Origin of the sequence: [Clostridium] symbiosum ATCC 14940 (genome assembly GCF_000466485.1) — a bacterium.
GTDB lineage: Bacteria > Bacillota > Clostridia > Lachnospirales > Lachnospiraceae > Otoolea > Otoolea symbiosa.
Genome location: NZ_KE993035.1, coordinates 1 through 2,109 on the forward strand (window position 1 = coordinate 1; position 2,109 = coordinate 2,109).

The 2,109-nt window shown below is 51.9% G+C and carries 2 pseudogenes; both read left to right on the forward strand.

What is annotated here, in order from left to right:
* Positions 1-1,226 (forward strand): annotated as a pseudogene (locus CLOSYM_RS20650) (VirB4-like conjugal transfer ATPase, CD1110 family); the annotation flags it as partial.
* A 528-nt stretch (positions 1,227-1,754) separates the two neighbouring features.
* Positions 1,755-2,109: pseudogene (locus CLOSYM_RS20655) on the forward strand (group II intron reverse transcriptase/maturase); the annotation flags it as partial.

Sequence of the window (2,109 nt, forward strand, 5' to 3'; positions counted from 1 at the left end):
AAGGCGGCACTTCCCTACTCCACCAGAAAAAGGCGGTGCGCTCCGGCTACGACATGGACATTCTGCCTCCCGACCTTGTGACCTACAGCCAGGACGCTAAGACCCTTCTGGAAGATTTGCAGAGCCGGAATGAAAGAATGTTCCTCCTGACCTTCCTTGTGGTCAACATGGCGCCCACCCGGCGGGAGCTGGACAACGACCTGTTCACCGTGTCAGGAATCGTGCAGAAATACAACTGCGCCCTGAAACGGCTGGACTTCCAGCAGGAGCAGGCGTTCCTTTCCAGCCTTCCCCTCGGCCACAACGCCATTGAGATACAGAGGGGCCTGACTACCAGCAGCACCGCCATTTTCGTCCCCTTCATAACGCAGGAGCTCCGCATGGACGGGGAGGCGGTCTATTACGGCCTGAACGCCCTTTCCCACAACGTCATCATGGCGAACCGGAAGAAACTGAAAAACCCCAACGGCCTGTTCCTTGGCGTACCCGGTTCCGGGAAATCCTTTGCCGCAAAACGGGAGCTTGTGAACGTGTTCCTCGCCACCCGCGACCGGATTATCGTAGTAGACCCCATGGGCGAATATTCCCCGCTAATCCGGCGGCTGGGCGGTCAGGTGATTGAGATTGCGCCGGACAGCCCGCACCACATCAACCCCATGGACATAGATTTGAGTTTTGACGAGGAAAATCCCATGGCCTTAAAGGCCGACTTTATCCTGTCGCTGATGGAGCTCATTGTTGGCGGCAAGGACGGCCTACAGCCCATTGACCGGACGGTGATTGACCGCTGTGTGCGCTTCATGTACCGGGAGCATATCCAGCACCCGGAAAAGAAACAGATGCCGACGTTGCAGGATTTATACGAACTGCTCTGCAAACAGCCGGAGGCGGAGGCTTCCCGTCTGGCAACCTCCCTTGAAATCTACGTGTCCGGTTCCTTAAACGTATTCAACCATGAAACCAACGTGGACTTGAACCGCCGCCTTGTGTGCCTCGATTTAAAGAAGCTGGGGGCGGGACTGCGCACGATTGCCATGCTCATCATGCAGGATTTAGTGAACTCACAGGTTTCCCTGAACTTCATGAACGGGCTTTCCACATGGTGCTACTTTGACGAATTTCACGTACTGCTCCGGGACGCCCTGACGGCCAGCTACTGCGTTGCCATCTGGAAAATGCTGCGGAAGAAAGGCTGCGTCCCGTCAGCTTTGACCCAGAATGTGAAGGTGCGCCCAGATAGGGCGTTGTGCAAAGCAGTTTAAGGTACTGCCGCACACGGCAGTGTGCGAAACAATCTGCCTTACCGACTAAGGAGAAATCCTTTACGGGAACAGCGCATGGCAGAAAAAGGAATAGTCACCAAAGGACTTAGGTGCGACTGTTTCCTAATGTTAAGAAGATATGAGGATAAGATTGGGTTTATCGAATGTAAGGTTCCAGTTCCTGTTTTTTGCAGGTGTGGGAAAAGTCCTGTAACCCATGTCATAACGCTGTCACGTCATCTTTCACGGCGGGACAACTGCTACACGTTATGAAACAGGCGTGAGAACACGTCATAACGAACCGAAAGCATATCCGACAATCTTCATTCACCTAAGCACAACGCTAACTGGGGATTGCCTAAGTCCGGCTCATTCGCCGGATATGGCAACGGAGGCTCCATAGTAGTCCGAGAGGGGTAATGACCCTTACATGGCGAAGGGAGCCAGTTAGTAACATCTAAAATGTAAGAATGAAAGGGAGGAGAAACCTCAATGAAACCAACATCTGAAATTTTAGAGCGTATTGAAAGGTGTTCCAGCGAACACAAAGACGGCGTATTCACAAGGCTATACAGATATTTACTCCGTGAAGATATTTACTACGCCGCCTATCAGAAACTTTATGCAAACAAAGGCGCAACAACACAGGGTATCGACGACGATACCGCAGACGGTTTCAGTGACTTCTATGTAAAAGAGTTAATCCAGTCACTAAAGGACGGAACCTACAAGGCTAACCCTGTAAGACGTGGGTATATTCCAAAGAAAAACGGAAAACTCCGTCCGCTGGGTATCCCGTCTTTCCGTGACAAGCTCCTGCAAGAAGTTGTCAGAATGATTTTGGAAG